A 26,179-nucleotide genomic window follows, 5' to 3' on the forward strand; every position below is an offset into this window, starting at 1 on the left:
CCCCTATTTGTCTTCTAACGGAATACCGTAGAGTTCCAAACGATGATCCACCAGCTTGAAACCGAGCTTTCTGGCGACTTCTTCCTGCATCTTTTCAATCTCTTCGCTGCGGAATTCGATGACGTCGCCCGTGCGCAAATCGATCAAGTGATCATGGTGTTCGTCAGAAACGGTTTCATACCGAGAGCGGCCATCACGAAAATCATGACGTTCAATGATGCCTGAATCTTCGAAGAGCTTCACAGTTCGGTAGACTGTTGAAATAGAAATTTTCGGATCGATATGGGACGCTCTTCTATAAAGCTCTTCCACATCTGGGTGATCCTCAGAAGTCTGAATTACATCAGCAATTACCCGACGCTGGTCAGTCATACGCATGCCCTTATGAGCACACATTTCAATCAGCGTCATTTTTTCTTCTGCCGTCATTTGCCCAATATTCCTCAAAAACCACGCCCAAACAGCAGCTTCGGTTCGTGATGTTATACTACATCCCAAAAACGGGAGAGGAAAGAACCAGTTTTGCTGCAATGGAGTTTAAACGCGAGCTATAAGCCTCAACTCACATGCGTATTGTCGCTTAAAGGAGATCACAACGCATGACAAGCGCTGTTCCACCGCCCTCACTTGACGCATAGTATGCTTTCCGTTCCCCAACCTGCTTGAAGCCCAGTTTTTTGTAGAGGTTCAATGCAGAATGGTTCGCATCATCCACTTCAAGAAAGAGTGCTTCGGTACGGTCAGAGTAAAGCTGGAAGATGGCCGCTTCCATTAGTTTTTGCCCTATCCCCTTGTTTTGCTGTTTGGGGGAGACGGCAATCGTCAATACTTCTGCCTCGCCTGCGATGGAACGAATAATAACAAACCCAAGATCTGCTTTACCGGTTGCTCCAGATGTCCGAGCCGTGAGGACAAAAACCCCTTTCTGCTCGTACATTGTAGTGAGTTCCGCGGTTCCCCAGTTTTGCTTAAAGCATTCGGCATGGAGCTTTGCCAAATTGGATAACTCGCCCTTCTCGGCTCGTTCTATGACAGGAGGCTTTGCTGTGGTCCACCAAGACATCATAGACGGCGGACCCTTCCTTTTTCTCCGGCAACAGCGTCAGGTGCACGCAGATAAAGCGGCATAGGAGCTTTGTCCTGACGCTCAGCGCTTTTGCCAAGCCTAGCAACGTAATCGATAGAGGCAGCCGCAGCATCATTACACACACGGGCCTTATCAATGCCAGCGGCATTTGCAACTGCTTGAGCAGCAGAACCTGCTAGCAGGATATCATCAGCCAGTTCGTGAGAAAGATCTTTTATTGTGGAAACTCTCGCTTCTCCAATTGCCTGACCACTTTCATCAAAGCTCTGACAGTAAACCTCATTGCGGCGCGCATCCAAGACAACAAGGATCGGTTTGCGAACAGGGGCATTATCCAGCGCTTCATGAGCAATTGCAGCAAGACTCGTTACCGACACCACTGGTTTTTCAAGCACCAGACCAAACCCGCGTGCAATGGAAAGACCAACGCGCAGCCCGGTAAAGCTGCCCGGCCCCACATTCACAACAATGCGGTCCAGCGAGTTAAACGTGGTCGACGATTCCGCCATCACGCTCGCAACCATACCCATGATGCGCTCAGCATGTCCTCTTCCCAAGTCTTCACACTGGGAAACAATATCAGAGGTCCCACCGTGTTCTGTTAAAACAGCGGCGGCACAAGTACTTAGAGCGGTATCTATAGCAAGCAACTTCATATATTCGGCTTATCGTTAGGGCAGATGATTGTCGAGCAACCAATTCGTTTAACACCCAGAGTGTTTTTTTAGCTTGCAACAAAAAGGGCAGCCATCGCTGCCCCATTTTTATGGAATTACATTAGCAAAAACTACATTTGCTTAACTTCTTGAACTTCAGGAATGAAATGGCGCATGAGGTTCTGAATACCATGGCTGAGTGTCGCTGTTGATGACGGGCAACCCGCACAAGCGCCACGCATGGTCAAATAAACGATACCCTCACGATATCCCCGGAATGTTATGTCACCCCCATCTTGCGCGACCGCAGGGCGAACTCGCGTTTCAAGAAGCTCTTTAATCATGGTCACGGTTTCTTCGTCTTCAGCATCGAAGAACTCTTCTCCAGTGTCACCATCACCAATTTCTTCACCGCGAAGAACTGGTGTGTTGGCCATGAAGTTTTCCATGATTGCACCCAGGATTGCCGGGCGCATATGCTGCCAGTCGGTTTCGTCCTTGGTGACCGTGATGAAATCATGACCGAAGAAAATTCCGACAACACCCGGAATAGAGAAGAGCTTCTCAGCCAAAGGCGAGATACCTGCTTCTCCTGCCGAGCGGAAGTCACGTGTGCCTTCTTGCAATACGACGCGGCCCGGCAAGAACTTAAGGGTTGCCGGGTTTGGTGTCGCTTCGGTCTGAATAAACATGGTTTTATTTCCAACTTTTATACCGAAGAATATCCAAGAGTAGTGACTGCACAGTGTACTCTACTCAAATCTTCAGCAATTACTGTTTCCTGCTCTATATGATAGGTAAACCTGATCAGGCAAGGGCATCCAATGCATCATCGTCCAAATTTCCTGGCACGATGGTCGTCGGAATAGGAAATGTTCCGGCTGATTTGCCAGTAATTGAAGAAACAAGCGGTCCGGGGCCCTCTTTGCTTGTACCAGCCGCTAGCACCAAAATCGCAATATCTGCATCGTCTTCGATCAACGATATAATCTCATCCGACTGATTGCCTTCACGAACAACCAGTTCTGGTTCTGTACGAGCTGCAGCTCGTACTTTTTCTGCGGCTTTAGCAAGAATCGTATCAGCAGTATCGCGCGCTTCCTGACGCATTATATCCTCAACTCCCAGCCAGTGCTGGAAATTTCCCGGCGCTATGACATAGAGCAGCAACACAATGCCACTCGTACGGGCGGCACGCTTTGAGGCATAGACAATGGCCCGGCCACATTCTGGCGTGTCATCAACGACAACCAGAAATTTGCGGTCGTGACCTTCTTCATTACTTTTTCGAATAGCTACCATGCGCGCATGCTGCCACTTGCGGTGGTATGCGGCAAGTATTTTTCCTTGCCACATACCGCTAGGTTTTTAGTTTCCGACTGTTTTTTTGAGTCAGTTAGAGAATGAACTGAGACAAATCGACATTCTTTGCCAATTCACTGACGTGTGTTTTTACATATGCAGCATCGACAACGACTTTTTCACCCGGTTTATCTGGAGCTGTGAAAGAGATCTCGTCGAGAACACGTTCCATAACAGTTTGCAGACGGCGTGCGCCGATGTTTTCAATGGCTGCATTAAGGTTCACAGCAACAGTTGCGATCTCATCAATCGCATCATCGGTAAACTCGATGCTGACGCTTTCAGTTGCCATCAGAGCGATGTACTGCTTGATCAGACTTGCTTCGGTATCCGTCAGAATCTTGCGGAAGTCTTCTTGCGTGAGCGCTTTGAGCTCAACACGAATTGGGAGACGGCCCTGCAACTCTGGAAGGAGATCAGACGGCTTTGCAACGTGGAATGCACCGGACGCGATAAACAGAATATGGTCTGTTTTGACGGGCCCATGCTTTGTTGAAACCACAGTTCCTTCGATCAACGGCAGCAAGTCACGCTGCACGCCTTCACGAGAGACATCTCCACCGCTACGACTGTCCTTGGCACAAATCTTATCGATCTCGTCGAGGAAAACGATACCGGAGTTCTCAACCAAATCGATTGCTTCCTGAACAATCTTTTCGTCATCCAATAACTTATCAGACTCTTCAGCCAGAAGCAGTTGGTGACTGTCTTTCACGGAGGTTCGTTTAGATTTGGTCTGGCCGCCGAATGCTTTACCCAGCATATCCGAGATGTTCATGACACCTACGCTACCGCCAGGCATACCTGGAATATCGAAGCTTGGCATTTGCGCGCTTGCGCGAATTTCGACTTCGATCTCTTTATCGTCCAGATCACCTTCACGAAGTTTCTTGCGGAAGCTATCTCGCGTGGCTGGGCTTGCGGTGTTGCCAACCAGAGCATCGAGCACACGATTTTCAGCCAAGACGTGGGCTTTTGCTTCCACGTCCTTGCGGCTGTTTTCGCGAATCAGAGCGATACCTTGCTCTACCAAATCGCGAACAATTTGTTCTACATCGCGACCAACATAGCCAACCTCTGTAAACTTGGTTGCTTCAACTTTTGTGAAAGGAGCATTCGCAAGCTTTGCCAAGCGGCGCGAGATTTCAGTTTTACCAACACCAGTCGGGCCGATCATCAAGATGTTCTTTGGCTGAACTTCTTCACGAAGTCCTTCCTCCAACTGCTGACGGCGCCATCTGTTGCGGAGTGCAATCGCCACTGCACGCTTCGCATCATGTTGGCCAATGATGTAGCGATCTAACTCGCTTACGATTTCCCTAGGAGAGAAATTTGTCATTTTCTTACTTTCTAGTTCCGAATAGGTGGCAGATATGTAGTGAGGGCGGTTCCTGCAAGAGGGCGCATGACGATCCGTCGCGCCACATTCCAACCTGAACCCAGCAGCAAAACAAAACTCCCGAGTAGAACGAGAGAGATAGCAGTTAGTTGTGATGCGGAGAAATCGGCTAACTCCAGCAAATAAGCGAGAGCAAACCCAAGATAGCTCAGGGCTGCAACAAGCATTGCACGTCGGTCGATGACAAGCGCGACCGCTCCAAATGCCAAAACTACAGCGATTGAGAGCAAAGCATAGGTTTCAGTCAGATCTTCAAAATACACGCCACTTAAAATGGAATGCACGATAAGAGGTGCTGCCAGCAGATGAAGCCAGAAAGCCTTGTCTGTATTAAGCGTCTCACGTTTGACATCTCGAGAGTCAAAATACATCGCACAGGCAAATGCGAACAACCCGGAGGCCATAGAGACCCATGACAGGTAGTCAACAATCTTGCCATCTGTCGCCTTAGCAAGCAGACCAACGATCAAGCCCATTATTCCAGCAATAATGACTGTCAGTGTGATTGGCACTTTAAACCGCCAATAGAAAAGAGCTGCTCCTGCCAACGCAAAGAGTGAGCTTAGAATAATCTGGGTGGCATCGGGACTAAAGATACGGATTGGGGGCGCAAATAACCCAAAACCAATCAGAGCCATGGCCGCCCCGAAAATACCGGTCAAAAGAATTGATGGTAGAGCGAGTTTCTTTTTCTTGGTAAACCACTCAGCCAACGCCCAAGCGATAACCGCGCCACCGCCTGCTACATACGCAGTTGAGTTTCCGCCGCTCGTTAGAGGATCTCCCAGACCGATGCAATAGCCTGCGAAAACAATGAGGATGCCAAGGCTTATGAAGATATCATGAAACCCACGAGTGAAGCGCACTTCCTCGGGATCGTGAGGGTATTCATTGGCATGGATTTTTTCAGGGTTTTCGGATTGGAGTGTCAAATAGGGGACAAGCTTATCAGCTTGCTCCGAACTGATAATTCCGGCAGAAACAGCTCCGGTAAGGGACGCTCGTGATATCATCAGATCCTCGTCAATTCGAACTGGAACGATAACCGGTTCAAGTATATTTGGTTTAACAATCTAAGCTGATCTCAAAATGTACAGTTTGGAAAAGTGCCGGAGAACCTATGGCCAAGGCTCCCCAGCCTACACTTGTCGCCAACGTCACTCTTCGTTGAGAGATTCTAGCGTAATATTATTGTTTGTATAAACACAGATATCCGCTGCAATAGCCATGGATTTACGGCAGATCTCTTCTGCTGTGAGATCCATATCAACCAATGCGCGTGCGGCAGAAAGTGCGAAGTTACCACCGGAGCCAATGGCCATCACGCCATTTTCTGGTTCCAGAACATCACCCGTCCCTGTCAAGATCAATGAATTGCTCTTGTCCGCGACAAGCATCATTGCCTCAAGACGGCGTAAATAGCGATCTGTACGCCAATCCTTTGCTAATTCAACGCAGGCGCGCATGAGCTGGCCCGGATATTGTTCCAGCTTGGATTCCAAGCGCTCAAACAACGTAAATGCATCAGCCGTGGCACCAGCAAACCCGCCAATAACCGTACCATTCGCGAGCGGGCGAACCTTCCGCGCTGTCCCTTTGATGACTGTGGACCCAAGAGACACCTGACCATCCCCGACGATGACAACCTTGCCGCCTTTGCGTACAGACAAAATTGTCGTTCCGTGCCACTGTTCAGGTTCACTCATTCATTTATCTCCAGAGTTTATTGGCGGCGGAGCAAACTCACGCTCAACTCATTTTCAAAACATGTTCTGAGCTATTATGTATGTAGTCCTCTCCGCCTTGCCAATGCAGCTCCTCAAAAAAACTCAGTTATCCTGCAGCTTTACGTGACCGGCCGCTTTCACAAAGCGCTCAACCAGCTTGTGAAGGCGCTTCTTCATGTGATCTTTCGTGAGATCACCGTTCTCATCAAATGACTTTCCAGCAAAGTTTATCGAGATCATTTCTGGCAGAACAAGACATCCTAGCGACACTTCCATGATTGTCCGCAGATGCATCAAACCACGCAGCGACCCATGTGCCCCCGGCGAGGCGCCACCTACAGCGTAGATTGAGGTATGGAACAACTGAAGCGGTTCTTCCTCCGGCAGTTGAATGCGACTGATCCAATCCAGAGTATTTTTGAGCAACGGAGTGATTGAAGAATTATATTCTGGGCTTGCAATGAAGATGCCGTGATGCGTCTCAATCAGCTTTCTCAGCTTGAACACATTTTCCGGAATCCCTTTTTCATCTTCCAAATCCCCATCATAAATTGGGAGTGGGTAGTCTGCCAGACTGATCATGGTGACATCAGCATTTGCCAATGTCAGGTGCTTAGCCACCAGTTCTGCCAGCATTTTGTTAAACGAACCAACTCGCGTTGAACCTGAAAAAACAAGTATCTTGGGCTTCATCAAAAGATCCTCACAACCATGGCTCAGCACTCCTTGTTTTCAGGAGAAAACTGAACTCGAATAATTCCGGTGCAGAGAATACCTCAGAATGACCGAGCGTAAGGTTTATGTGAGGAGAGCGTTTTTAGGCGTCTACAGCATGTTTTGTCAAAACCACGGAGCATCAAAACGGCTTACGGTAAATCCATACCCGTGCAGGCGGGATGTTTCTTATTATCCAGCCAGTTTTTGACCAGCTAAACATTTTTGATTTCAGTGAAACTGGAGATGCCAAAGAATATGAAAACTGGACAAACGGTGCGCCCGGTCGCATGAGCGCGAAGGCATCACGTATGCATTTGAGCCGATATTCCATCGGTCTCGAAACCAATGGCAGACTTGAGACAACCGCACATAGTGAATTCGGCTCAATGTGCCGCAAGCTAGGATGCATATTGTAAGCATCCCCCTGCACAACATGAAGTCCATCAAATTTTTCTGAGAGGTGTTTGCAGAAATCACCGCTGAATTCCAAGCAAGTCAGCCGTTCCTTGGAAATGCCGGCTTCAAGGATCGCTTTGGTGACCGGCCCTGTGCCGGGCCCAAGTTCCAGAACTGGATTCACTGAGTCGACGGGGACAAATTCTGCCATCCGTCGAGCAAGGACTGCGCCTGAAGGCGCGACAGCTCCGGTCGTGAGTGGTGCTTCCACCCACGCCCGAAGAAACCTTGAGGGTTCACGAAATTTGTTCAAGGCGTTCTCCGCCCGTGACCTCGTTTCGTCAAACATTCAACTCTCCGTTGCGCCTGTATAGAACTCAACAGAGATATTACTACTTAGAGGGTTTTTAAAGGTCTAAGTTTTGAAATTTTCCAGAAAATCTTTTGCCTTCGCGAAAAAGCCTGTAGATTCAGGGTGGTTCTCGCTCGAAGATTCACCTTCAAATTCTGTTAGAAGCTCTTTCTGCCTTTTCGTCAGGCTTGTGGGAGTCTCAACTGCAACTTGAATATACATATCCCCCAGCTGGCTAGACCGCATAACACGCATGCCCTTACCGCGCAGTCTGAACTGCTTACCAGTCTGAGTACTTTCAGGAACTTTTACACGCGCAGTGTTGCCATCCAGCGCTGGAACTTCAAACTGACCACCCAAAGCAGCAGTCGTCATTGAGATCGGCACACGACAGAAAATATCGGCACCATCACGCTGGAAGAATTCATGTGGACGAATAGACAGGAAAATATACAAATCCCCTGCTGGACCTCCACGTGCACCTGCTTCTCCTTCCCCAGAAAGACGAATACGAGTTCCGTCTTCGATACCTGATGGAATGCTTACAGAGAGGGTGCGTTCGTTTGTCGTCCGACCAGTACCGCCACAGCTATCGCATGGGTCAGTGATAATCTCACCACGCCCCTGACAGGTTGGGCAGGTCCGCTCCATAGTAAAGAAGCCCTGAGCTGCGCGTACACGACCTACACCGCCACAGGTTGGGCAGGTAGATGGCCGTGTGCCAGACTTCGCACCAGAACCGCTACATGGCTCACAGGTTACAGAAGTTGGAACCTCAATCTCAACGGACTTACCTTCGTAAGCTTCCTCAAGAGAGACTTCCAGGTTGTAACGAAGATCTGCACCGCGCTCACGGCCTGAACTGCGACGACCACCGCCGCCACCGCCACCGCCGAAGAACTCGTCAAAGATGTCTGACATGGTTGAAGAAAAGTCGCCATGACCAGCTCCACCACCACCAGGGCCGCCGTTTTCAAAGGCTGCATGGCCAAATCGATCGTAGGCAGCGCGCTTCTGCGGGTCTTTCAGGGATTCGTAAGCTTCGCTTACTTCCTTAAAGTTTGCTTCCGCTTCATCATTTCCAGGATTCCGGTCAGGATGAAACTTCATTGCTTGTTTGCGATAAGCGCTCTTCAGTGCCTTCTCGTCGACCTCCCGTGCTACCCCCAGCACCTCGTAGTAGTCGCGTTTAGACATGGTGAAATAAGCTCCAAAGACATGACGTCTATTTGCGTTTCGAAGTTTCAGAAGAGCCTTAGGCTCTGTCCGAAATTATCAGCGTCAACCAAACTCACTTTCTCATTGAGAGAAACGAATTCGCAGACAGCGCTCATCTTCAAAACAAATCTGTTTACTGCTTAGCCAGTTTTTCGGTGCAGCCATAAAAACAGCGCACACGCCACTGACATTCCATATGTAGGAAGCAGATCTTTCAAATGCAATTGCAGCCGAAATGATCTCTTTAATTTAATTCTTCCGTACAATCGGGAAATACTTGAATAAAGCTAAGCCCGCAAGCTCATTTGAACTTGCGGGCCAAAAGCATAATTTAGCTGGATTTTTTGTCGTCGTCTTTGACTTCTTCGAAATCAGCATCAACAACATCATCTACAGCTTCAGGGGCACCGTCATCAGCAGGCTCTTCACCGACGTCTTCCTGTGCATCCTTGTACATTGCTTCGCCAAGTTTCATGGAAACTTCAGCGAGGGTCTGTGTCTTCGCAGTGATATCTTCCAGATCCTCACCTTCAAGAGACACCTTCAATGCAGCCAAAGCGGATTCGATAGCAGACTTATCTTCATCTGAAACCTTATCGCCGTACTCCTTGACAGATTTCTCTGTTGAGTGATGAAGGGCTTCAGCCTGGTTTTTGGCTTCGACAATATCCTTACGCTTTTTGTCTTCTTCAGCGTGAGATTCAGCGTCTTTCACCATCTGTTCGATATCAGCGTCGGATAGTCCACCAGATGCCTGAATGCGGATCTGCTGTTCTTTGCCGGTGCCTTTATCTTTCGCGGACACGTTCACGATACCGTTCGCATCAATGTCGAAGGCAACTTCAACCTGTGGAACGCCGCGTGGTGCCGGAGGGATACCAACCAGGTCAAACTGACCCAGAATTTTGTTATCCGCAGCCATTTCACGCTCGCCCTGGAACACACGGATGGTCACTGCAGTCTGATGATCTTCAGCTGTAGAGAAAACCTGTCCCTTTTTCGTAGGGATAGTGGTGTTGCGGTCGATCAGGCGGGTGAATACGCCACCGAGAGTTTCGATACCAAGGGACAGTGGAGTAACGTCAAGAAGTAGAACGTCTTTAACGTCGCCCTGCAGAACGCCTGCCTGAATAGCAGCACCCATCGCAACAACTTCATCTGGGTTCACACCCTTATGAGGTTCTTTGCCGAAGAACTGCTTCACAACTTCCTGAACTTTAGGCATACGGGTCATACCACCAACGAGAACAACCTCATCAAGGTCGCCTGCGGTAAGACCAGCGTCTTTCAGGGCTGCTTTCATCGGAGCAACAGTCCGCTGAACGAGATCGTCAACGAGTTGTTCAAACTTAGCGCGTGTCAGTTTCAGTGTAAGGTGCTTAGGACCGGAAGCATCTGCAGTGATAAACGGCAGGTTGATTTCGGTCTGAGATGCGGAGGACAGCTCAATCTTTGCTTTTTCAGCAGCTTCTTTCAAGCGCTGCAATGCGAGCTTGTCGTTCTTAAGGTCGATGCCCTGCTCTTTTTTGAATTCGCCAGCAAGGTAGTCAACCAGACGCATGTCAAAGTCTTCACCACCGAGGAAGGTATCACCATTGGTGGACTTAACTTCAAATACGCCATCGCCAATTTCCAGTACGGAAACATCGAAGGTACCACCACCAAGATCGTAAACAGCAATGGTTTTACCGTCGTTCTTGTCCATGCCGTATGCAAGGGCAGCCGCGGTAGGCTCGTTGATGATACGCAGAACTTCAAGGCCAGCGATCTTACCGGCATCTTTTGTTGCCTGACGCTGAGCATCGTTGAAGTATGCAGGAACAGTGATAACAGCCTGAGTAACAGTTTCACCCAGGAAGCTCTCAGCCGTTTCTTTCATCTTCTGCAAGATAAAAGCGGAAACCTGAGATGGGGAGTACTTTTCGCCTTCAGCTTCTACCCATGCGTCGCCGTTGTCAGCTTTAACGATTTCGTATGGAACCAGCTTTTTGTCTTTAGCGACTGTTGGATCGTCAAAACGACGACCGATAAGACGCTTAACTGCGAACAGAGTGTCTGTTGGATTGGTAACAGCCTGACGCTTAGCCGGCTGACCTACAAGCTTCTCGCCATCATCAGCGAACGCAACCATAGAAGGGGTAGTACGCGCACCTTCTGCGTTCTCAATTACTTTGGCGTCTTTGCCGTCCATTACAGATACGCACGAATTAGTCGTGCCGAGGTCGATTCCGATGACCTTTGCCATGTTTTTCACTCTCCTTTAGGCAGACCGCCCGAACCCCGTAGGCCTTCGAGTAAGGCTGGATACGCTTCCAGCCCGGTCCCCAACACATTGCACTTGCGTGAGTTGTCGCAAACACGCAAGAAAACTTCAATTGGCTATATAAGAGGGGTGCACTGCCCCTGCAAGAGACAGCACCCGATATATCGACACAAGAGCTACTGGAAGCCTTTTCTGAGTTAAGAAATTGAACTTTTCTTTGGAAAACCACCTAGTAACACCTCTAGCGCATCACTCTTTCCAACATTACCCCCATTTCTAGTGGGGAGCATGTGGATATAATTCTTCTAAAGATACCGAATGCCCGTTTTCTTGGACGATGCGGGCATGCTCTTGTGAAAGTTCTCGCGCAGCATCAACACCACATGCATGGGCGATCATATCTACTTCTTTGCGTACACTATGACAGTAGGCTGCAACACGGTGGCTTTTGTCAGTTGGGTCGAGACCTGCTTGAAGAGCTTCGTCATGCGTTGTTATGCCGGTTGGGCATGTATTTTTATTGCACCGCATAGCTTGAATGCAGCCAAGAGCAAACATGAACCCGCGCGCAGTGACCGCAAAATCAGCACCTGAACATAACATCAAAGCAACTGCTGAGGGTGTGATTCGTTTTCCCGACACGATGATGCGTATACGCCCGCGCAAATCATGTCTCCGCAGCACCTGATCGACCATGGGGAGCGCTTCGGCAATGCGCAGGCCGACATTGTCCATAAGCGGCATTGGGGCTGCACCTGTCCCTCCATCAGCTGAATCTATAGTGATGAAATCTGGCGCATGTTCGATGCCACGATGGTTTATTTCTTTGCAGAGTTGCTCAACCCACAGGGATGACCCTATCACCGTTTTAAAACCAACCGGCTTTTTGGCGATCTTTCGGACTCGGTCAATAAAATCCAACAGTTCCCCAGTATTACTGATTTCTGGATGCCTATTGGGGGAGTGCGATGGTTGCCCAACTTTGATGCCACGAATTTCTGCTATTTCCGGGGTAACTTTTCCGCCTGGAAGCAAGCCACCCTTGCCCGGCTTTGCGCCTTGTGCGAGCTTAATCTCAACCATCTTCACCTGAGAATGCTCAGTTATTTTCCGCAGCTTATCTTCATTCAAAGTACTGTCATCATTTCGGCAACCATACTTGGCTGTGCCAATTTGGAAGACGATGTCAGCTCCCCCCTCAATATGGTAGGGAGACAACCCTCCCTCCCCAGTGTTCATCCAGCAGTTTGCCATTTTGGCACCACGGGAAAGAGCCAGAACTGCTGGTCGTGAAATAGCCCCAAAACTCATACCCGAGATGTTGAAGTAACTTGGCGGGATGTAGGGGTTTTCGACGTATGGGCCGATCAACAACGGTTCAGGTTCGTCAATTTCTTCTTCCAGCTTCGCAAATGGCGCATTCACAAAGAGCGCGGTTCCCGGCAAACTAAGGTTTTTTGTAGAACCGAAAGCCATCGTATTTCCTTCAGCCTTAGACGCATGATCCACCCAGGTTCGCTCGGCACGGTTAAACGGCATTTCCTCGCGATCCATGGCGAAGAAATATTGCCGAAAAAACTCGCCCAGATATGTGAAAAGCGATCTAAAACGTCCAACAACAGGGAAATTGTGCCGTATCGCATCTTTATGCTGCCGCCGGTCAATCACATAAAGAACAACCACCGAAATGACTGCAAAGAGGATAGTTAAGGAGACGATTGCAGCAAAAATATTCAGTACAGCACTGAGCAATGGGGGCAACAAATGCATTTGCAGTTCTCCTTAATTGAGAAGCCATATATTTTGAAGAAAATGGGTTAAAGTCGCTTGTGGTAAATCCTTTGATATTTTCCAGTTTTTTTAGTCTTCCCTTTAGAGAGGAAGCACTCATACTCATTAGGTGTATACATGCAGATGGGTGATGCATTTCCCCAAGGTTTTCAGTACCTCCCAGGTTATTTCTCAGAGAAGGACCAGAGGGAATTGGTTGGTCTACTCCGGGAATTTGTTGCCGAAGCGCCGCTCTTCACACCTGTCATGCCGCGAACGGGTAAAGAGTTCTCAGTTCGCATGACAAATCTAGGCGATCTTGGTTGGGTTTCTGATCTCAAGGGATATAGGTATCAAGCACAACACCCAGTGAGCGGTCGAAATTGGCCTGCTATCCCTGAGGTTCTCATCAATCTGTGGCAGAAGGTTGGACATTGCGCAGCGCCGCCGGAGGCCTGTCTCGTCAACTATTATGCAGCGACCGCGAAAATGGGAATGCATCAGGACCGAGATGAGAAGACATTTGATGCACCGGTGGTTTCCGTAAGCCTTGGAGATGCCGCTATATTTAAGTTGGGCGGGGTCAAACGAGGCGGGCCTACTAAATCACTTAGGTTACAATCAGGGGATGTTGTCGTTCTTGGTGGGGATGCACGGCTTTGCTATCACGGTATTGATCGCATTCAAGGAGGCAGTTCCAGCCTCCTGAAGGATGGAGGCCGGCTGAACCTTACATTACGGCGCGTTTCGCCAATTTAAAGAGACTTAGGCGTCTTCCAATGCGTCTGACATGAAGAATGCACGGATGCCACTAGATACGAACCGGATTGTGCCTTCTACGATTTCATCTTGATCCATTTCTTCATCGTATGGACCTTTGGAGGCTCCAGTAACGACGTAAAGCGCCTCAAGTGTCGCACTGTGCATCAGCATCATCAAAAGTTGGGCGCGCGGTCCGCTTGGGATGTCACTTTGCGTTGCTTTGGCCAAGGCTTTTGTGATGCGTAGGATAATTTTGGGCGGCTCCCAGGAATGCATGATCTTTTGACCGGATTCCGGATCGGAGAACACCTGCCGGATAAGCACAACAAACGGAACGAGTTTCCCGGTTTCCCGTGAAATTCCCTGAACAACCAAGGGCTCCATGAAGGCACGTGTGATTTCCTCAACATCGGGCTGGCGTCCGCCAACTTCCAAAGCGTCAAGCCGTTGCATACGCATGTCATCAATCTCTCTCAGACGACGCATAAATACGGCTTTGACAAGATCATCCTTACTGCCGAAGTGATAGTTCACAGCGGCGACGTTTGCCTCCGCTTTTTCGGTAATCATTCTCACAGAAGTTTCCGCAAGACCATGTTCAGCGAGCAAGCGTTCGGCCGCATCAAGCAACCGTTCACGGGTCCCTATTACAGAACTGTCTGGCACAGCAGCACCTCCAGGAAGATAGTTACACATATGTACTGCAAATCTGAAGGAGATCGAACAGCCCCTTAGATTTCACAAATACTCTTATCGATCTATTCCGGTTTTAGCACGTTTTAATGAGTAACAACCCGCCTATAATTCATATCATTAATTGCAATGACTATATAAAACTTAGATAAAAATATGTAGTAACTTGATAAGTATTTCAATTAACTGAAAAACCAAGCATGAAATAGTTTTCAATTCGCTTCCTGAAACAGAAAACGGGAGCTCATGAGCTCCCGTGTCTTTGCAACTATTGCGATTTTCATTTAGGTATAAGTACTATATGCAATGACGGAAAGTGCTATTGCGATAACCCAAAGCGCAACGCGGCTCGAACGACTGTGCTTCGCTTCTGATTTGCCAATTGCTTCTGTTGTCGCTTCATCAAACCGCAAGCCGTTGTTCGCCATCGCTTCCAATTGGTTGGAAAATTTGCTGGCGCGGTCTGCAATAATCGGAAGGTCAGTTGCCAAACGACCGATAATAGTTAGCCCTGTTGCCAGATCAGAGATCCGCCCCATAGGCCCGAGGTTTCTTTGAATCCAACTGGTTACGACTGGATCAGCCGTATTCCACATATCAAGATGCGGGTTCAACGACCGGGCAACGCCTTCTGCAAGCACCATGTTTTTCTGAAGCAAAATCAGTTGTGGCTGAGTATGCATGTTAAACATCTCAGTCACTTCAAACAGCTGGGTCAGCAGGCGGGCCATTGAGATTTCACTGGCGTCATGACCGTGAATTGGCTCGCCAATCGCCCGGATTGCTTGTGCAAACACGTTCACATCTTGATCCGCAGGCACGTAGCCTGCCTCAAAATGCACTTCAGCCACGCGGACATAGTTACGCGTTATAAAGCCGTAGAGGATTTCAGCCAGGAACCGACGCTCTGCAAAGCCCAGACGTCCCGTGATGCCCAGATCAACAGCAACTAGAGTGCCATCGGCCTCTACGAACAGATTCCCCTGGTGCATGTCTGCATGGAAGAATCCATCGCGGACAGCATGGCGCAAAAAGCTTTGAATAATTTTGTTGCCGAGCTCAGCCAAATCGTGACCAGCTTCTTTAATTCCCTCAACGTTGGAGAGCTTTACACCGTCAATCCACTCCATACACAAGACGGAGCGAGACGTACGCGCCCATTCCACCGAAGGAACACGGAAGGATTCGTCTTCTTTGCTGTTTTCGCCCATTTCTGAAAGCGCAGCAGCTTCCATACGCAGATCCATCTCCAGATGGACGGCTGCTTCATAGGTTTCAACCATTGCTAGCGGGCGAAGTCGACGGCTGGCTGCACTAAATCGCTCAGCTAAACCAGCAGCGAGATAGAAGCTTTTCAAGTCGCGCTTAAAACCACGCTCAACACCGGGCCGCAAAACTTTAACCGCGACCTTTTGCAAATCGCCATCTCGGTTCCGAAAATATGCTGGGTGAACCTGAGCAATTGAGGCTGCGGCTACTGGCTCGCCAAACTCTTCAAAATGATCTTCAACGTTGCCGCCGAGTTGCTCTTCAATCGTTTTGCGGGCGTGCTCGATCGCAAATGCAGGAACATTATCCTGCAGCTCAGAAAGCTCTTTTGCAGCCTCTTTGCCAACCACATCAGGACGCGTTGCAAGGAATTGACCCAGTTTGATATAGGAGGGGCCAAGGCGGTTTAAAGCCACTGTGAGGCGTGCGGCGGCGTCTTTTTTCTCAACACCACGGCGTTCAGCAAGGCGAGCGATTCCAATAGCCAAACGCGGGCCGGGTGGTAGATCTGGCAAGGAAACCAAGCCGAACACACCTTCACGCGCCATAACAAAGCCCGCGTAGATTAAACGTAAGAGAGGTAAAATACTTGCGATCATAACTGGTTAGATTTTCCAGCCGGAGTGAAGTGCAGCGATACCGCCGGTGTAATTACGGTAGGTGACCCGTTCAAAGCCTGCCGTCCGTATCATCTGCGCAAATCGTTCTTGATTTGGAAATTTGCGGATGGATTCGACCAGATAGCTGTAGGGATCGCCATCCCCTGTTACCATTTTTCCGATTTTCGGGATCGCATGGAAGGAGAAGAAATCATAGACTTTATCCAGCGCGGGTACATCTACCTGAGAGAACTCCAGACACATAAAGCGTCCGCCGCGTTTCAATACGCGATGTGCTTCTTTTAGCGCTTTGTCGATTTGCGGCACATTACGGATACCGAAAGCAATTGTGTAAGCATCGAAATGTTTATCAGGAAATGGGAGTTCTTCTGCGTTGCCTTGAACAAATTCGATATTGCCGGAAAGTCCAGCAGCTGCTGCGCGATCTTTGCCAACACCGAGCATGGAGCCGTTGATATCACACACTGTGGACATTACGGTTCGGTTTGAGCGTTCAACCACGCGGGTTGCGATATCACCAGTTCCACCTGCGACATCCAGATGTCGCCATTCGCGGGCGCCATTCTTGGGAGGTCGCATGTTGGAAACCATCGCGTCTTTCCAAAGACGGTGCAATCCACCAGACATCAGGTCGTTCATCAGGTCATAACGCGAGGCTACCTTGTGGAAAACATCATCCACTAAATCCTGCTTTTCACCTTCACGAACGGTACGAAACCCGAAGCTTGTCGCCATTTCGGACGGATCTGTCACCGAAGCTTGCTCAGGGGTTGAGAATTCACGCGCCATAATCAAATCACTCCATTTCGCGGGCGAACATAGTACAGCTTGTTACAAAGCGCTATTCTTGAACGTAATCTTTGCCCAGCCGCAAACCAGTGTACCAACGGATATCTTATGCCTGAATTACCGGAGGTTGAAACAGTCCGCCGCGGACTCGCTCCATTTTTCGACAATGCAACAATTTGCAGGGTCGAACAACGCCGTCCTGATCTTCGTTTTCCATTTGGAGATGACTTTGTTGAACGGATAGAAAACCGGCAAGTCGTTTCGTTCACACGCAGAGCAAAATATCTCCTGCTTGATCTGGATAGCGGTGATGTTCTGGTTATGCATCTAGGAATGTCCGGCTCCTTCCGGTGGATTGAGACCGATGATGCGGAGCCGCAGCAAACCGTTGAAATGTATCATGCTCAAGGAAAACACCCACAACATGACCATGTGGTGTTTCATGTGCGACCCGCCGAACAGGAAACCATAGTCAAAATCGTTTATAATGATCCACGTCGGTTCGGGTTCATGATTTTGATCCCACGAAGTGAGCTTGCCGCGCACCCCATGTTTGCCGAGATGGGTATTGAGCCATTGGGTAATGAGTTGGATGGGGCTTATCTCGCAAACCTGTTTGGAAATCGTAAGACAACTCTGAAAGCAGCTTTGCTCAATCAGAAATTTGTTGCCGGACTTGGTAACATTTACGTGTGCGAAGCTCTCTGGAGAGCTGGCCTCAACCCCTTCAACAGTGCGGGAAGTCTCTCCGGGAAATCCGGTAAGTCCCTCAAAAAGGCAGATGAGCTTTCCAATCACATTCGCGAGGTCCTTCAGGAAGCTATCGCCTCAGGGGGCTCTTCTCTCAAAGATCACCGGCAAGCAGATGGTTCACTGGGGTACTTTCAGCACAATTTTTCTGTCTATGGCCGGGAAGGTGAAGCTTGTAAAACGACGGGCTGTTCAGGCGTAATTGAACGGAAAGTGCAACATGGCCGTTCAACATTCTTTTGCCCTCAGTGCCAGAAATGATTTACGCAAGCTGATATGTCACGCGCCATTGGTTTGCATTCGGTTAAGCAAATGACTAGGAGACTTGCATAGAATTCTGTTTCGGGCGGTTGCCCGGCGGACAATCATAAAAGGATGGCCCTATGAAGATCGGTGTAGTTGGTGTTGGCGCAGTTGGAAGTACTGCTGCTTATTCCATGGCCATGGGCGGTGTGGGCAATGAAATCGTACTTGTCGATCACAACCAAAAACTTGCGATTGCTCAAGCAGAAGATATCCTTCACGCAACACCGTTTTCCCGTCCGATGAACATTATTGGTGGTGACTACAGCGATTTGAAAGATGCTGCTGTTGTTGTCATCGCTGCCGGGGTTAGTCAGCAACCGAGCGAGACTCGCATCCAGCTGCTTGCCCGTAATGCAGGCGTGTTCGCAACCGTCATCCCGGAAGTGCTGAAGTACGCCCCAAACACAATCCTGATCATTGCGACAAACCCAGTCGATATCATGACACAGGTTGCAACGAAGATTTCAGGTCTTCCTCGTACCCGTGTTATCGGATCTGGTACCATCCTCGATACCGCTCGCTTCCGTACCCTGTTAGGTAAACATCTTGGCATCACGCCAACCTCTGTGCATGCGGATGTCCTTGGTGAGCATGGAGATAGCGAAGTGCTCGTCTGGTCTGGCGCCAAAGCAGGTAACTCACCTCTGTTTACGTTTGCTGAGCAAATCAACAAGCCAATTACTCAAGAGGTCCGTGATCGCATTGATCATGGTGTTCGGTACGCGGCCTACTCCATTATCGAAGGCAAAGGCGCAACCAATTTCGGCATTGGTGCCGGACTTTCTCGCATCGTAAAAGCCATCGTGACAAACGAGCATGCTGTGATCAGCCTATCGATCGTCAATGAAGAGATTGTTGGCGTGAAAAATACTGCATTGTCTGTTCCGCGCGTTCTTGGAGCTAAAGGCATTGAAGCCACGCTTCTGCCTAGTCTGGACGAGCTTGAGCACAGCCAACTGCAAGCTTCTGCTATTGCGTTGGAAACTGCAGCAAACGAAGTGCTTTCCAAGCACCTAAAATAAAGAACACTCCGCAAGAGCCCTGTTTTGATCGTTTTATTGGGCTTTTGCGGAATTTTTTTATTCCTGCCTTGGCAAAATGCCGTTTTTCCCATATGCCACAGACCTAGATTTTGATGCACAAGCGCATACAACCTCCAAGTTGGTTTTTGGGCTAAGTTTTCAGTCGGCCTTGTGCACATCTTGCAGCGCGGAGAGTATTGATGACACAGGCGGATATCGGTCTTAGTGGACTGGGCGTCATGGGGGCCAATCTGGCACTCAATATTGCAGACAACGGCTACAAGGTAGCTGTGTTCAACCGAACTGCAAAAGGAACCGAGGCGTTTATAGAAAACGCTGGCCATCTCAAAGATATGTTCATTCCTTGCTACAGCCCGGAAGAACTGGTTGCCAACATCAAGGCTCCACGCCCCATCATTTTGATGGTGCCGGCTGGCGACCCTGTTGACCAACAGATCGCAGTTTTGAAAGAGCACCTTGAAGACGGCGATATCCTTATCGACGCAGGCAACAGCGACTTCCACGACAGTAATCGCCGCTACAAAGAACTGGCTGATACGCCGTTTACGTTTGTAGGTATGGGCGTTTCCGGTGGTGCAGAAGGCGCTCGTTTCGGCCCATCCATCATGGTTGGTGCTTCTGAAACAGCCTATGCGCGCATTGAGCCAATTCTCAAAGCAATTTCAGCAAAACACAATGGCGAGCCATGCTGTGCCCTGATGGGTCCTGAAGGTGCTGGCCACTTTGTGAAAACACTGCACAACGGCATCGAATATGCTGACATGCAGATGATTGCTGAAGTTCATGAAGTCCTGACCAAGACCCTTGGTTTGAGCATTCAAGAACAGGCCGAAATCTTCACCAAGTGGAACCAAGGCCCTCTTGCGTCTTACCTCATTGAAATCACGGCTAACGTGATGGGTGTGGTTGATGAAGAGAGCGGCAAGCCAATTCTGGATGTTATTCTGGATAAGGCAGGCCAAAAAGGCACAGGTCGCTGGTCTGCTGTTGAAGCGCATATGCTGGGTGTTCCTGCAACAGCTATCGACGCTGCTGTTGCAGCTCGTTGTATGTCTGCAAACCACGCTTTGCGTCAGGAAATTGCTGAAATCTACCCGCAATCTGACGAAACACTGGCCTGGGATGAAAAGCAGGAAGGCATCGCAGCTTGTGAGCGTGCTTTGATCGCTGGTAAAATCGCTGCCTATGCAGAAGGTTTTTCTGTGCTAGCTGCTGGCGGCAAAGAAAACGGCTGGGACTTACCAATGGGCGATATCGCTCGCATTTGGCGCGAAGGCTGTATCATTCGCTCCCGCTTCCTTGATGAGATCGCACAGGCTTATGACGAGACCCCTGAGCTGGCGTCCCTCTACCTTGCTCCTACCATCGCTGAGCGCATGAAAGATGCGGTCCCTGGCCTTCGTGACGTCCTGTGCATGGGCATCAGCAACGGGATCCCAACACCTGCGCTTTCCGCCGCTCTTGGTTCCTTCGACATGATCCGCCAGACGCGTACATCTGCTTATGTTATTCAGGGCCAGCGTGACTTCTTTGGTCAACATGGTTTTGAACGTACAGATAAAGACGGTTCCGGCTTCCACGGCCCTTGGCCTGCTGGTGGTGCGTAAGCATAAAGCAACTCAGGCATGTGAGTTATTAACCAGCGCGTGCTATGCCTGATCGAAATTGCGAGAAATCGCTCTTCTAATTGGCAGGGTCTCATACAGAGGCCCTGCCAAAATTTATGCAAACAGGTTTTGGCTGAATAAAGTTCGCAAGACCGTTCAATAATCCCAGGAATGCATCGTGACTGCCAATTCACCAAATGGAGCTGAGATCTATCGCCGCCTTATTAAGGCGATTGAAACGCGTGAACTCAAGCCCGGAAGTCGCTTGCGCGAAGCAGAGCTGGCTGAAAAGTTTGGCGTAAGCCGTACTCCAATCCGTGAAGGGTTGAAACGGCTGGAGGCACAAGGTCTCGCTGTTCATGAACCGAACCGGGGTATGGTTGTCCCTAGTCTGGACCATAACCAGATCAGCGAACTCTATTATCTTCGTGAAGTTCTGGAAGGAACTGCCGGTCGTCTTGCAGCTCAACACGCTTCAATTGCAGAAATCGAAATTTTGAAGGAGATGGTGGACTCCGATTTGCAAAACTTGGCAGATGCTGAGCGCCTGATCAAAACCAACCGCGAGTTTCATCGCCGGTTTTACCTCGCATCCCACAACCGCTATCTGGTTGAACAGATTGATCATATGCGGCTATCCCTGCTGCTGCTTGCGGGCACGACATTGACTGACGATGATCGCCGTCGTCTTGCCATTGAAGAGCATGCGGAAATTGTAGACGCGATTGCAAAACGTGACTGTGACCGCGCAGATAGTGCTGCCCGCCATCACATTGCTGAAGCTCACAAAGCGCGTTTAAAGTTTTTCACGCTGCTCACATAAAGCTCTTACCGCCATTTTGTAATTTAAAGCGTGTTCTGACGTTCAGGATGCGCTTTTTTGCGTTGCTGGCAAATTAAGCAGGATGCTGATCGTTTTGCTGTCGTTTCAACGATAATTCGGAAAGAGCATTGTGCGAAGGGGGATAAAGTAGCGAATTCGTAATTATTACCCCTTTAATTAAAGGGTAATAAGCGACCTTCGGGGAGGTCTATTATAGTATTCTTGGGGGAATAAATGAATTTTACCGTACGTGCCACCTGCGCCTTGGCAGTATTGACTGTAATTTCTGGTTGTGCGGTTGTTTCAGTTGGCGGAACTGCCGTCTCTGTTGCAACAACTGCAGTAACAACGACTGCCAAAGTGGGAGCAAGTATCGTTGGGGGAGCCGTGGATCTGGCTATTCCAGACGATAACGAAGATACAGAATAATAAGCTCATTACTTCAATAAGATAAGTGGCTGTTTAAAATCAGTCTATGCTGGTGGTTCTGTTACTTACCAGCACCACTTTAATGGCGCGGTGAAGCTCGGACATTTGTTCCTCGCTCAAGACATCGGTGAGCTCACTACGTGTTTCTTCGTCCAATTGCTCAAGCATCAAACCTTCTTCCGGTAACTGAACCAAAGGTTCTGCAGTGGCTGAAATTGGCAGTAACGCGCCATCCATTCGCTCCGCCTTTACGCGAGCGTCTTCCAAAATAGCGTGAACAAGTCCACGACGATCATCCGGGAGGTCAACTTCATCAACGATCGCGTTGACGGTATCGCGGTCACCAAGAACGATCGCAGGAGACTGGGAGGTCGCTGGGTTGACCAGAGAGAGGGCTGTGAGTAACGCGCCCAAAAAGATTACTAGGATATATGGCATTTGCAAAATTCTTTAGAGGTCCAGATCAATTTAAACTCAGATTATAAAGGACCGAAGTGTGAAGCAATAGCCGCTCAAACTGGTTCATTTCTTTATATTCTTCCAATGTATTTCGCGCCAGTGCCGGATCATCGGTGATAATTCCGTCTACGCCCATGGATATGTACCTGAACATGGTAGATGGATTGTTAACCGTCCAAACAAAAACCTTTTTACCTGTCTCTTGTGTTCTTCTTATAAAATTCAGAGAGGCAGAGGCGGTCGATACGGCGACGAAGTTTCCTTCAAGCTCTGAGAAATTACCTATAGATGTGGCGGTAAGAAGACCTGTGTTCCATGTTGGCTCCAATTCACGCATCTTTGTGAGGGCAGAACGTTCTAAAGACATGATCGCAATATCTTTTTCCATTCCCGCTTCTGCGACAATTCGCGCCACCTCCTGCTCCAGATTTTTATTGAGGCTGCGTGGGTAGAATTTCAATTCGATGAGGAGAGTTGCTTTTCCCTTGACTGTCTCAAGTGCCTCACGAAGGGTTGGAACCTGCTCTCCGCGAAACTCCTTTGCAAACCAACTACCGACATCAATTCCCTTGATTTCATCCAGAGTGAGATCCCAGACCCGGACGGGGTTGCTTGCCAGGCGCATGAAATCGCTGTCATGTGCGATCACAATGGTCCCATCTGCCGCTTCCTGCGCATCAACCTCGATCCAATCCGTGCCGTCTTTAATGGCTCTTTCCAGCGCAGCGATGGTGTTCTCAGGTGCATGGGCCGATGCTCCGCGATGCGCTATGATCAAAACCTCTCTTTGAGGCAGATCCGTTGACACCCAATAAGTACCTGTTGTGACAACGACAACCGCTGCAAGCGTGATCAGAAGCCCCAAGCGGACAGGTGTAAGAGGACTGGTCCACTTGGTTTCCAACTTAGGTGTATGCGGCACCTCGGAGAAAGTGTGGCCTTTCCCATCTGCCAGATAAAGAGCTGCTTTGAAAGTCAACGCCATGCTGCCAGACATCAAGCCACTGATCAGCGTATTTCCGACCAGTAGCAACACCACCAGACTGCCCAGTATGGCTGCCAATGCATTTGGGGATTGTTCTGTGAATGAGATGACGTAGGAGCCGAGCAGTTCCAAAAGAATGAGGAAGACCGCATGGATCACAACATTCACCAGTAGCCATATTGATACAGCTCCGGCGAACACATGCCTTAATCCGCGAGATAGGAAGCGCGCGCGGGGGAAGACAGATCGGACAGGATGATCTCTCAGGACCACAAGTGGCAACGTCAAGCCCCAGACAAGGATCGCGTAAAGAGGCACCACAATCGCCAGAGCCAGGCCAATGCCGATAAAGAATGCGGCAAGCCAAAACTCCACCGGCTGATACTGCAGGTAATAGTTGATGTCGTGATCTTGAAGGAAAATCAGCACACTCAGGGCGACTATAACCAGCCCCGGAACCATCGCAACCAGCAGCCTTTGCGTCAGACGCCATGCAAACATGCCAAGCCGGGGAAACATGCCAAGCGTAGAAAACAAGGCATTCCGGGTTGCGGGTAAGGCATGTTCAGGCCGGTCCAGCACCGCAAGCAAGGCGACCTGTTCCAGCAGGGCCATTGCGATGACAACAACGACAAAGCAGAACGCACCAAACAGTCCAATTGGAGAAAGGAAGAACGAAGCAATTTCATAATCAGCCAGCACAGCATTGCCAGACAAGCCAATTAGGAAATTGCTTAGACCCGCAACCACAGGTGTAATGGCAACAGCTCCAATAAAAACAAAGGCATAGTGCACAAGAAACAAGCGAAATGCATTCGCCTTCCATCCGCGCAAAAGCAACTGGCCAAGTGTGTGTAGTCTAGCTGCCATACCCTGATCTTATTGTTGATGATTAAGCAGACAGATGGACTGGCCGCACTATGCCGCTGCAACTCTATCTGGAGAAGGTTCGTTAAGAACTCATGGCAGGTGTGAAGTCAAGATATGGGCAACAAAGCGTAATAAGAGAACAGGGGATTCGTTGATTTCCTGCAATTATTCAAACTTTTTTTGCGAATGATTTGCAAGTGCAAAACTTATGAAAAGCGTTTGAAGCCAATATGTTGCAGTAAAAACTCATATTTAGAAACACTCTAAACTACTGAAACCATAGAGATTTAAACTTGACATCAACAGTCAAGAATATGAAATACCCCCTAGTTTTCTCGCGCTTAAGAGCGTGGACAGGTTTTCTAACTGAATTAGTGCAGCTTGCTTAAAACACGAGTACAGAGACTCGCGTTTGCGCTGCACAACAAGGGGATTTCAATGAGCATTATCCGTAGCGCACTGCTTGGTGCAGTCGCATTTGGCAGCCTTTCTTCCGTTGCTATGGCAGCAACACCTTCTGATGTACTGGCCAATTACGGCGACATTGCACAGGCAGCATTTGAAGATTCCCTGAGCACTGCTATGGGTCTGGAAACAGCAATCAACACTCTTGTTGCTGAGCCAACCGAAGCGAACCTGAAAGCTGCACGCCGCGCATGGCTTGTTGCACGTAACCCTTACCAGCAGACTGAAGTTTACCGCTTTGGCAACGCAATCGTCGATGACTGGGAAGGCAAAGTAAACGCCTGGCCTCTCGATGAAGGTTTGATCGATTACGTTGATGCGTCTTACGGTGCTGACTCCGAAGAAAACCCATTCTACGCAGCCAACATTATTGCCAACACCAAAGTAACGATTGCTGGTGAAGACATTGACGCAACCAACATCACCCCTGCTCTGCTTTCTGAAAAGCTGCAGGAAGCTGGTGAAGTTGAATCAAACGTTGCAACCGGCTACCACGCTGTTGAGTTCCTGTTGTGGGGACAAGATCTGAACGGTACGGGGAAAGGTGCTGGCTCCCGCCCTGCAACTGACTACGACACCAAGAATTGCACCGGTGGCAATTGTGACCGCCGTGCAGCCTACCTTCAGGCAGCAACCAAGCTCCTTATTACCGATCTGGAAGACATGGTTGCCGCATGGCAGGTTGATGGCGCAGCCCGTAAAGAACTTGCAGACAAGGGTGATGCTGGCGGCATCGCAACCATCCTGACTGGTATGGGTTCCCTATCTTACGGCGAGCTGGCTGGTGAGCGTATGAAGCTTGGCCTGATGCTGAACGACCCTGAAGAAGAGCATGATTGTTTCTCTGACAACACGCACATGTCTCACTACAACGACGTTAAAGGCATCAACAACGTCTTCTTTGGTGAATACAAGCGTGTAGATGGCACAGTAGTTAAGGGCGCTTCCCTTAAAGACTTGATTGCAAAGGCAGATGCAGCAATTTCTACCGAGCTTTCCGGCAAGCTGACAGCTTCTATGGGCACATTCACAGCTCTGAAAGTCCGCGCAGAAACCACTGAAGCCTACGACCAGATGATTGGCGAAGGAAACACTGAAGGAAATGCAGTTGTGCAGGCTGCTATCGATAGCCTGATCGACCAGACAACCTCCATTCAGCGCGCTGTAAAGGTGTTGAAGCTGGAACAGATTGCATTTGAAGGTTCCGACAGCCTCGACAGCCCTTCTGCCGTATTTGAATAAGAAATCCGGTCCCGCATGAGGCATCTTATGCGGGGCTTATTCCCCTCCCGTTTCCATTTGCGTTGACGTTTGCAAGGTTTTGCGTGGATCAGCGTTTTTGTGAAAGCTTTTAGAGAATAT

Annotated in this window: 25 protein-coding genes; 7 read left to right on the plus strand and 18 right to left on the minus strand. The window is 49.3% G+C overall.

All coding sequences use genetic code 11. From position 1 onward, the window contains the following. Positions 1-3: 3 nt before the first annotated feature. From BLS62_RS18535 to BLS62_RS18595, 13 genes are all read right to left on the minus strand, one after another. On the minus strand, positions 4-429 hold the full coding sequence (locus BLS62_RS18535; RefSeq protein WP_093183745.1) for a Fur family transcriptional regulator: 426 nt from the start codon (positions 427-429) through the stop codon (positions 4-6). Between the two features lie 151 nt (positions 430-580). Then, a complete protein-coding gene (locus tag BLS62_RS18540; protein WP_093183748.1) occupies positions 581-1,066 on the minus strand; it encodes a GNAT family N-acetyltransferase in 486 nt (161 codons plus the stop codon). Then, positions 1,063-1,743, minus strand: a complete 681-nt coding sequence (tsaB, locus tag BLS62_RS18545) for a tRNA (adenosine(37)-N6)-threonylcarbamoyltransferase complex dimerization subunit type 1 TsaB (RefSeq protein WP_093183751.1) — start codon at positions 1,741-1,743, stop codon at positions 1,063-1,065. The genes BLS62_RS18540 and tsaB overlap by 4 nt, the downstream gene beginning before the upstream one ends. Positions 1,744-1,874: 131 nt before the next feature. Further along, positions 1,875-2,435, minus strand: a complete 561-nt coding sequence (locus BLS62_RS18550; RefSeq protein ID WP_093183753.1) for a NifU family protein — start codon at positions 2,433-2,435, stop codon at positions 1,875-1,877. Positions 2,436-2,550: 115 nt separating this feature from the next. Next, the gene (locus tag BLS62_RS18555) at positions 2,551-3,045 is read right to left on the minus strand and encodes a universal stress protein (RefSeq protein ID WP_093189183.1); all 495 of its coding nucleotides are present in this window, start codon (positions 3,043-3,045) and stop codon (positions 2,551-2,553) included. 94 nt (positions 3,046-3,139) lie between these two features. Continuing rightward, positions 3,140-4,444, minus strand: coding sequence for an ATP-dependent protease ATPase subunit HslU (gene hslU, locus BLS62_RS18560; RefSeq protein ID WP_093183756.1), 1,305 nt, complete (start codon positions 4,442-4,444; stop codon positions 3,140-3,142). 11 nt (positions 4,445-4,455) lie between these two features. Next, complete coding sequence (locus BLS62_RS18565; protein WP_093183758.1) at positions 4,456-5,517, minus strand: hypothetical protein; 1,062 nt, start codon at positions 5,515-5,517, stop codon at positions 4,456-4,458. A gap of 144 nt (positions 5,518-5,661) precedes the next feature. Beyond that, positions 5,662-6,210, minus strand: coding sequence for an ATP-dependent protease subunit HslV (gene hslV / locus BLS62_RS18570; protein WP_093183760.1), 549 nt, complete (start codon positions 6,208-6,210; stop codon positions 5,662-5,664). A 123-nt stretch (positions 6,211-6,333) separates the two neighbouring features. Beyond that, a complete protein-coding gene (locus BLS62_RS18575) occupies positions 6,334-6,924 on the minus strand; it encodes an NADPH-dependent FMN reductase (protein WP_093183763.1) in 591 nt (196 codons plus the stop codon). Between the two features lie 163 nt (positions 6,925-7,087). Continuing rightward, the gene (locus BLS62_RS18580) at positions 7,088-7,657 is read right to left on the minus strand and encodes a class I SAM-dependent methyltransferase (protein ID WP_244283600.1); all 570 of its coding nucleotides are present in this window, start codon (positions 7,655-7,657) and stop codon (positions 7,088-7,090) included. 102 nt (positions 7,658-7,759) lie between these two features. Continuing rightward, positions 7,760-8,893 (minus strand): molecular chaperone DnaJ, encoded by a 1,134-nt coding sequence (gene dnaJ / locus BLS62_RS18585; protein ID WP_093183765.1) that lies wholly within the window; start codon positions 8,891-8,893, stop codon positions 7,760-7,762. Positions 8,894-9,245: 352 nt separating this feature from the next. After that, positions 9,246-11,159 (minus strand): molecular chaperone DnaK, encoded by a 1,914-nt coding sequence (dnaK, locus tag BLS62_RS18590; RefSeq protein WP_093183767.1) that lies wholly within the window; start codon positions 11,157-11,159, stop codon positions 9,246-9,248. Positions 11,160-11,453: 294 nt separating this feature from the next. Then, a complete protein-coding gene (locus tag BLS62_RS18595) occupies positions 11,454-12,947 on the minus strand; it encodes an FMN-binding glutamate synthase family protein (protein WP_093183770.1) in 1,494 nt (497 codons plus the stop codon). Between the two features lie 138 nt (positions 12,948-13,085). Here BLS62_RS18595 and BLS62_RS18600 point away from each other — a divergent pair, with 138 nt between their 5' ends. After that, positions 13,086-13,706 carry an alpha-ketoglutarate-dependent dioxygenase AlkB family protein gene (locus BLS62_RS18600; RefSeq protein WP_093183772.1) on the plus strand — a complete coding sequence of 207 codons (621 nt, stop codon included), beginning with the start codon at positions 13,086-13,088 and terminating at the stop codon, positions 13,704-13,706. Positions 13,707-13,712: 6 nt separating this feature from the next. Here the strand turns inward: BLS62_RS18600 and BLS62_RS18605 are convergent, their stop codons facing one another. From BLS62_RS18605 to ubiE, 3 genes are all read right to left on the minus strand, one after another. Then, positions 13,713-14,375, minus strand: coding sequence for a TetR/AcrR family transcriptional regulator (locus BLS62_RS18605; RefSeq protein ID WP_093189189.1), 663 nt, complete (start codon positions 14,373-14,375; stop codon positions 13,713-13,715). Positions 14,376-14,686: 311 nt separating this feature from the next. Further along, positions 14,687-16,270 carry a 2-polyprenylphenol 6-hydroxylase gene (ubiB, locus tag BLS62_RS18610; RefSeq protein ID WP_093183775.1) on the minus strand — a complete coding sequence of 528 codons (1,584 nt, stop codon included), beginning with the start codon at positions 16,268-16,270 and terminating at the stop codon, positions 14,687-14,689. A 6-nt stretch (positions 16,271-16,276) separates the two neighbouring features. Continuing rightward, positions 16,277-17,080, minus strand: a complete 804-nt coding sequence (gene ubiE / locus BLS62_RS18615; protein WP_093183777.1) for a bifunctional demethylmenaquinone methyltransferase/2-methoxy-6-polyprenyl-1,4-benzoquinol methylase UbiE — start codon at positions 17,078-17,080, stop codon at positions 16,277-16,279. A 108-nt stretch (positions 17,081-17,188) separates the two neighbouring features. Here ubiE and mutM point away from each other — a divergent pair, with 108 nt between their 5' ends. The 5 genes from mutM to BLS62_RS18640 all read left to right on the plus strand — a co-directional run bounded on the left by mutM (position 17,189) and on the right by BLS62_RS18640 (position 22,038). Beyond that, entirely contained in the window at positions 17,189-18,091 is a 903-nt protein-coding gene (gene mutM, locus BLS62_RS18620; protein ID WP_093183780.1) for a bifunctional DNA-formamidopyrimidine glycosylase/DNA-(apurinic or apyrimidinic site) lyase, read from the plus strand. Between the two features lie 122 nt (positions 18,092-18,213). Then, positions 18,214-19,158, plus strand: coding sequence for an L-lactate dehydrogenase (locus BLS62_RS18625; protein ID WP_093183783.1), 945 nt, complete (start codon positions 18,214-18,216; stop codon positions 19,156-19,158). Between the two features lie 200 nt (positions 19,159-19,358). Further along, positions 19,359-20,786 (plus strand): NADP-dependent phosphogluconate dehydrogenase, encoded by a 1,428-nt coding sequence (gene gndA / locus BLS62_RS18630; protein WP_093183786.1) that lies wholly within the window; start codon positions 19,359-19,361, stop codon positions 20,784-20,786. A 178-nt stretch (positions 20,787-20,964) separates the two neighbouring features. Next, complete coding sequence (locus tag BLS62_RS18635) at positions 20,965-21,609, plus strand: GntR family transcriptional regulator (protein WP_093183789.1); 645 nt, start codon at positions 20,965-20,967, stop codon at positions 21,607-21,609. Between the two features lie 234 nt (positions 21,610-21,843). Next, entirely contained in the window at positions 21,844-22,038 is a 195-nt protein-coding gene (locus tag BLS62_RS18640; RefSeq protein ID WP_093183791.1) for a hypothetical protein, read from the plus strand. A gap of 39 nt (positions 22,039-22,077) precedes the next feature. Here BLS62_RS18640 and BLS62_RS18645 read toward each other — a convergent pair whose 3' ends face one another. Then, entirely contained in the window at positions 22,078-22,476 is a 399-nt protein-coding gene (locus tag BLS62_RS18645; protein WP_093183794.1) for a hypothetical protein, read from the minus strand. A gap of 25 nt (positions 22,477-22,501) precedes the next feature. Further along, positions 22,502-24,352 (minus strand): glycerophosphodiester phosphodiesterase, encoded by a 1,851-nt coding sequence (locus tag BLS62_RS18650; RefSeq protein WP_093183798.1) that lies wholly within the window; start codon positions 24,350-24,352, stop codon positions 22,502-22,504. Positions 24,353-24,790: 438 nt separating this feature from the next. Between BLS62_RS18650 and BLS62_RS18655 the strand changes: the two genes are divergently transcribed. Next, positions 24,791-26,059 (plus strand): imelysin family protein, encoded by a 1,269-nt coding sequence (locus tag BLS62_RS18655; RefSeq protein ID WP_093183801.1) that lies wholly within the window; start codon positions 24,791-24,793, stop codon positions 26,057-26,059. Positions 26,060-26,179: the final 120 nt, after the last annotated feature.

The sequence above is a fragment of the Pseudovibrio sp. Tun.PSC04-5.I4 genome, from assembly GCF_900104145.1.
Lineage (GTDB): Bacteria > Pseudomonadota > Alphaproteobacteria > Rhizobiales > Stappiaceae > Pseudovibrio.

What these genes read in the sequence shown, in the direction of transcription:
- BLS62_RS18535 (WP_093183745.1), bottom strand. Translation starts at nt 429, where the DNA reads ATGACGGCAGAAGAAAAAATGACGCTGATTGAAATGTGTGCTCATAAG.
- BLS62_RS18540 (WP_093183748.1), bottom strand. Translation starts at nt 1,066, where the DNA reads ATGATGTCTTGGTGGACCACAGCAAAGCCTCCTGTCATAGAACGAGCC.
- tsaB (WP_093183751.1), bottom strand. Translation starts at nt 1,743, where the DNA reads ATGAAGTTGCTTGCTATAGATACCGCTCTAAGTACTTGTGCCGCCGCT.
- BLS62_RS18550 (WP_093183753.1), bottom strand. Translation starts at nt 2,435, where the DNA reads ATGTTTATTCAGACCGAAGCGACACCAAACCCGGCAACCCTTAAGTTC.
- BLS62_RS18555 (WP_093189183.1), bottom strand. Translation starts at nt 3,045, where the DNA reads ATGGTAGCTATTCGAAAAAGTAATGAAGAAGGTCACGACCGCAAATTT.
- hslU (WP_093183756.1), bottom strand. Translation starts at nt 4,444, where the DNA reads ATGACAAATTTCTCTCCTAGGGAAATCGTAAGCGAGTTAGATCGCTAC.
- BLS62_RS18565 (WP_093183758.1), bottom strand. Translation starts at nt 5,517, where the DNA reads ATGATATCACGAGCGTCCCTTACCGGAGCTGTTTCTGCCGGAATTATC.
- hslV (WP_093183760.1), bottom strand. Translation starts at nt 6,210, where the DNA reads ATGAGTGAACCTGAACAGTGGCACGGAACGACAATTTTGTCTGTACGC.
- BLS62_RS18575 (WP_093183763.1), bottom strand. Translation starts at nt 6,924, where the DNA reads ATGAAGCCCAAGATACTTGTTTTTTCAGGTTCAACGCGAGTTGGTTCG.
- dnaJ (WP_093183765.1), bottom strand. Translation starts at nt 8,893, where the DNA reads ATGTCTAAACGCGACTACTACGAGGTGCTGGGGGTAGCACGGGAGGTC.
- dnaK (WP_093183767.1), bottom strand. Translation starts at nt 11,159, where the DNA reads ATGGCAAAGGTCATCGGAATCGACCTCGGCACGACTAATTCGTGCGTA.
- BLS62_RS18595 (WP_093183770.1), bottom strand. Translation starts at nt 12,947, where the DNA reads ATGCATTTGTTGCCCCCATTGCTCAGTGCTGTACTGAATATTTTTGCT.
- BLS62_RS18600 (WP_093183772.1), top strand. Translation starts at nt 13,086, where the DNA reads ATGCAGATGGGTGATGCATTTCCCCAAGGTTTTCAGTACCTCCCAGGT.
- ubiB (WP_093183775.1), bottom strand. Translation starts at nt 16,270, where the DNA reads ATGATCGCAAGTATTTTACCTCTCTTACGTTTAATCTACGCGGGCTTT.
- ubiE (WP_093183777.1), bottom strand. Translation starts at nt 17,080, where the DNA reads ATGGCGCGTGAATTCTCAACCCCTGAGCAAGCTTCGGTGACAGATCCG.
- mutM (WP_093183780.1), top strand. Translation starts at nt 17,189, where the DNA reads ATGCCTGAATTACCGGAGGTTGAAACAGTCCGCCGCGGACTCGCTCCA.
- BLS62_RS18625 (WP_093183783.1), top strand. Translation starts at nt 18,214, where the DNA reads ATGAAGATCGGTGTAGTTGGTGTTGGCGCAGTTGGAAGTACTGCTGCT.
- gndA (WP_093183786.1), top strand. Translation starts at nt 19,359, where the DNA reads ATGACACAGGCGGATATCGGTCTTAGTGGACTGGGCGTCATGGGGGCC.
- BLS62_RS18640 (WP_093183791.1), top strand. Translation starts at nt 21,844, where the DNA reads ATGAATTTTACCGTACGTGCCACCTGCGCCTTGGCAGTATTGACTGTA.
- BLS62_RS18645 (WP_093183794.1), bottom strand. Translation starts at nt 22,476, where the DNA reads ATGCCATATATCCTAGTAATCTTTTTGGGCGCGTTACTCACAGCCCTC.
- BLS62_RS18650 (WP_093183798.1), bottom strand. Translation starts at nt 24,352, where the DNA reads ATGGCAGCTAGACTACACACACTTGGCCAGTTGCTTTTGCGCGGATGG.
- BLS62_RS18655 (WP_093183801.1), top strand. Translation starts at nt 24,791, where the DNA reads ATGAGCATTATCCGTAGCGCACTGCTTGGTGCAGTCGCATTTGGCAGC.